This is a genomic window from Blautia sp. ZXY-1-C6 (genome assembly GCF_056339875.1).
Map to the genome: position 1 here is coordinate 1 of NZ_JBWJVQ010000007.1, position 3,256 is coordinate 3,256.

The 3,256-nt window shown below is 41.3% G+C and carries 7 protein-coding genes and 1 pseudogene; 6 read left to right on the forward strand and 2 right to left on the reverse strand.

Annotated features, from left to right (window positions below; genetic code table 11):
- Positions 1-44: 44 nt before the first annotated feature.
- Positions 45-272 (reverse strand): annotated as a pseudogene (locus AC075J_RS00325) (ATP-binding protein); the annotation flags it as partial.
- 227 nt (positions 273-499) lie between these two features.
- Positions 500-817 (reverse strand): DUF6618 family protein, encoded by a 318-nt coding sequence (locus tag AC075J_RS00330; protein ID WP_025581206.1) that lies wholly within the window; start codon positions 815-817, stop codon positions 500-502.
- A 183-nt stretch (positions 818-1,000) separates the two neighbouring features.
- Between AC075J_RS00330 and tnpA the strand changes: the two genes are divergently transcribed.
- The 6 genes from tnpA to AC075J_RS00360 all read left to right on the forward strand — a co-directional run.
- A complete protein-coding gene (tnpA, locus tag AC075J_RS00335; protein ID WP_117689873.1) occupies positions 1,001-1,417 on the forward strand; it encodes an IS66 family insertion sequence element accessory protein TnpA in 417 nt (138 codons plus the stop codon).
- Positions 1,411-1,749, forward strand: a complete 339-nt coding sequence (gene tnpB, locus AC075J_RS00340; RefSeq protein WP_118617708.1) for an IS66 family insertion sequence element accessory protein TnpB — start codon at positions 1,411-1,413, stop codon at positions 1,747-1,749. The genes tnpA and tnpB overlap by 7 nt, the downstream gene beginning before the upstream one ends.
- A gap of 133 nt (positions 1,750-1,882) precedes the next feature.
- Positions 1,883-2,014: a hypothetical protein gene (locus tag AC075J_RS00345; RefSeq protein ID WP_279230496.1), complete on the forward strand. Its 132-nt coding sequence runs from the start codon at positions 1,883-1,885 to the stop codon at positions 2,012-2,014.
- A 21-nt stretch (positions 2,015-2,035) separates the two neighbouring features.
- Entirely contained in the window at positions 2,036-2,275 is a 240-nt protein-coding gene (locus tag AC075J_RS00350; protein ID WP_416386470.1) for a transposase domain-containing protein, read from the forward strand.
- Positions 2,166-2,531 carry an IS66 family transposase zinc-finger binding domain-containing protein gene (locus AC075J_RS00355; protein ID WP_243097093.1) on the forward strand — a complete coding sequence of 122 codons (366 nt, stop codon included), beginning with the start codon at positions 2,166-2,168 and terminating at the stop codon, positions 2,529-2,531. The genes AC075J_RS00350 and AC075J_RS00355 overlap by 110 nt, the downstream gene beginning before the upstream one ends.
- 628 nt (positions 2,532-3,159) lie before the next feature.
- Positions 3,160-3,256: VOC family protein (locus AC075J_RS00360; RefSeq protein WP_476389825.1), on the forward strand; the 97-nt coding region annotated here is incomplete at its 3' end.

A 3,256-nucleotide genomic window follows, 5' to 3' on the forward strand; every position in this document is an offset into this window, starting at 1 on the left:
AGAAAAAAGCCAGAGAAAATTCAGTTAATTACTTGCAAATTAAGTTACTTTGCCATTGCAGGGTCCAGTCCATATACTTCTCTCATAGAGAAGTCTTTAGATGGGTCAACACTTTCAATATCGATCTTATAGGAATCATACGATATACGATCCATGATGGCATCAGCAAGAGTACTTTCACCATCACAGATTTGCTGGTATCATTCACTTTCACGGAACTGAGAACAAAAGATCGTTGAAGATTTTTTTCGTCTTTTATGTATCAGTTCAAAGAATGTCAGGGTCTGACCCTATGAAGTACAGCTAAAAAGAATAAAGCAGAGCTAAAAGATCTATAAAAGAATTATAAAATCGGGTATAGAGTGGCAAGTGGGAAGTGTTGCTGATTTCTCAGTTTGTCACTAATCAGATTTGCTCCCATGTCACAGATCTGCTGAGTTTTGTGTCATTGGCATTTTTGTGCAATCCGGCAGATTTCCTGCCGGATTATCTGTTTCATTTACAATGTTACATATGAGCTGAGTGCTTCAAGTGCTTTTACGATACTGATGACGTCCACCTTTGACAGCTCCGAATAGTCCTGTTCAAGGCGTCCCCTGTTCCAGAAGCAGTCCGACAGGGACGATATTTCTGTGCCGATCCCCCAGTTGGGAATACACAGATACTTTCCATATGCATGTTTTCCTACCAGCAGATGGAAAGTGCTTCCACGGGCGGTCACCTCAAACTCATTTCTGTTTATGTTTAATGGACGGATATGACCGGTCCAGTTTTTTTCATTGCTGTCCGGATCACTGCACTGGTAATAGGATCCCATATCAGACATCACCTCCCAGCATTTCGTGTTCAGATGATATAACGCACCAGATGTTCATCGTAAGCGCTTAAATCTTGGGTAGCTTTACTGTCTACGTTTTTAAACTCATAATGATAGTAAATAGATTTTTACTACACTCCGCTTGATAGGATGTAGAAATTTACTACATTTGGAGGTTTCATTATGAGTAAGAAACGTGCTCCAGGGCGTTCCCTGGACGAATGGATGGAACTGGTAACCGAATGCAGACAAAGCGGCCTGACAGATGCTGCATGGTGTAATGAGCATGGGATATCTCCCAGCTGTTTTTACAATGCAGTTACCCGTCTCCGCAAAAAAGCCTGTCAGATACCGGATCCAGCCCCCAAAGCCAGCACTCTTGACCTTACATCCCATAAACAGGATGTAGTCCAGATTGCTATAGAACCGGAGTCTTCTCCGGCAGGACTGATCCCAGATAATGGAAACAGACCTATGCACCTTGACAATTCACATACGATTGAAATCGAAGCAGACGGATTGCTTATACGAATGAGTAATGAGATCAAACCGTTACTTCTGAAGATGCTTATGGATACGCTTAAGGAGTCGTTATGTTAGCGGACATCTCAAGTGTTGATGCGATCTATATCGTCTGTGGCAGAACAGATATGCGCAAGTCCATTGATGGACTATGTGCGATCATCCAGGAACAGTTTTCGATGGAGATCGACCATGCACTTTTTCTTTTCTGCGGCCGTAGATGCGACCGTATCAAAGCTATTTTAAAAGAACCTGACGGAATCGTTATGATCTACAAAAGACTGACCGCCCAGGGATCTTACCGGTGGCCCAGGAATAAATCTGAGGTCCGGAATCTTACATGGCGGGAGTTCGACTGGCTGATGTCTGGCATTGATATTGAGCAGCCCAAAGCGATCCAGGCAACGTAAAAAAGATGCACATAAAACTCTTGCTTTTTGCTGTATTTTCGGCACTTTCAAGGTCTGGTAAATCCGCTGTTTTGCTAGGAAAAGCCACTGTTTTCTGGTATAATGGAAACATCAGAAACAGGAGGAAAAAGCAGTGGCAGACAGTTCCAAAGATATCCAGCTCCGTGAGCTGAAGGACATGATAAACGATCTCAAAAAGATGATAAAAACACTTCAGGCAACTGTCGATGCTGCCAATAAACGGGAAGCGGTTCTCACCCAGTAACGGGATAATCTGAAAGAAGAGATAGACCTTCTCCGAAAAAAACTGTTTGGCACCTCCAGCGAAAAAAGAACTCTCAATATTCCAGGACAGTTAAACTTTTTCAACGAGGCTGAACTGGAACAGGATCCGGAGGTTGCAAAAGCAGAGGATCTTGAAACAATTCTTCCGGAAAAAACAGCAAAAAAGCGAAAAGCAAGAGCTACAGATGCGGAGCGTTTTAAGGGAGTTCCTGTTGAAAAAAAAGTATCTGGAACTTTCTGAGGAAGAGAAACTCTGCCCTGTCTGTGGTACCCCACTGAAAGAAATCGGGGAAGAGTTTGTCCGCCGAGAACTGGTTTTTGTACCGGCAAAACTGAAAGTATATGAATACTACAGTAAGAGCTATGAGTGCCCGCAGTGCAGGCTTCAGGATATTCCGGTTATCAAAAAAGGAAAAGATGGCAGAGCTCATATGCTTTATGGAATGGCTTCTGCCAGAACGGTTGCCTGGGTTCGCTTTCGGGGTCTGACCCTATGAAGTACACCTAAAAAGAATAAAGCAGAGCTAAAAGATCTATAAAAGAATTATAAAATCGGATATAGAGTGGAAAAGAGAGAAGAAAAAAGCCAACAGTATATGACTCTTTTAATAGACTATAATTAAGGGGATTCTTATATGGAAAAACTTATATTTTGTAATTTAGATGATTTAAGCGTCAAAAGCGCGTACCTATTCAGTTAGATTTGTACCTTGAAAATTTAACACATGATACCATACCCATATCATCCATTATCTGTTAAAATATAACCAGAACTTATCTAGGAAGGCAGTCAAATGCCAGGTTCACACTGTACATTATGTATAAATAGTTTTTATCCTGAAACTGAATTAAATATAACGGAGATTTAGGAATATGAAAAACAGATTTTAATACGGAACCTCCGGGGTCTGACCCTATGAAGTACACACAGATGATGGAAACACTGAGGTGTTCTACTTCAAGAATGGTGTGGCTACAATTAGTTCTTTCACTCATGAGCCGAAAGTGATCAAGTTTTGATGATATGCCGTGTGGACAAACTGAACTCCAGGAGTTCACACGGTAATTTTTGAAGGTTGATGTATAGTTTGCAACGGAAATAAAAGTAATGGAGCGTGAGAAAAAATGAATTTATCAAAAATACATCATATTGCAATCATCGTGTCTGACTACGAAGCCGCAAAGAATTTTTATGTGAATAGAATGTCGGGGTCTGACCCCA

What these genes read in the sequence shown, in the direction of transcription:
- tnpA (WP_117689873.1), top strand. Translation starts at nt 1,001, where the DNA reads ATGAGTAAGAAACGTGCTCCAGGGCGTTCCCTGGACGAATGGATGGAA.
- AC075J_RS00330 (WP_025581206.1), bottom strand. Translation starts at nt 817, where the DNA reads ATGGGATCCTATTACCAGTGCAGTGATCCGGACAGCAATGAAAAAAAC.
- tnpB (WP_118617708.1), top strand. Translation starts at nt 1,411, where the DNA reads ATGTTAGCGGACATCTCAAGTGTTGATGCGATCTATATCGTCTGTGGC.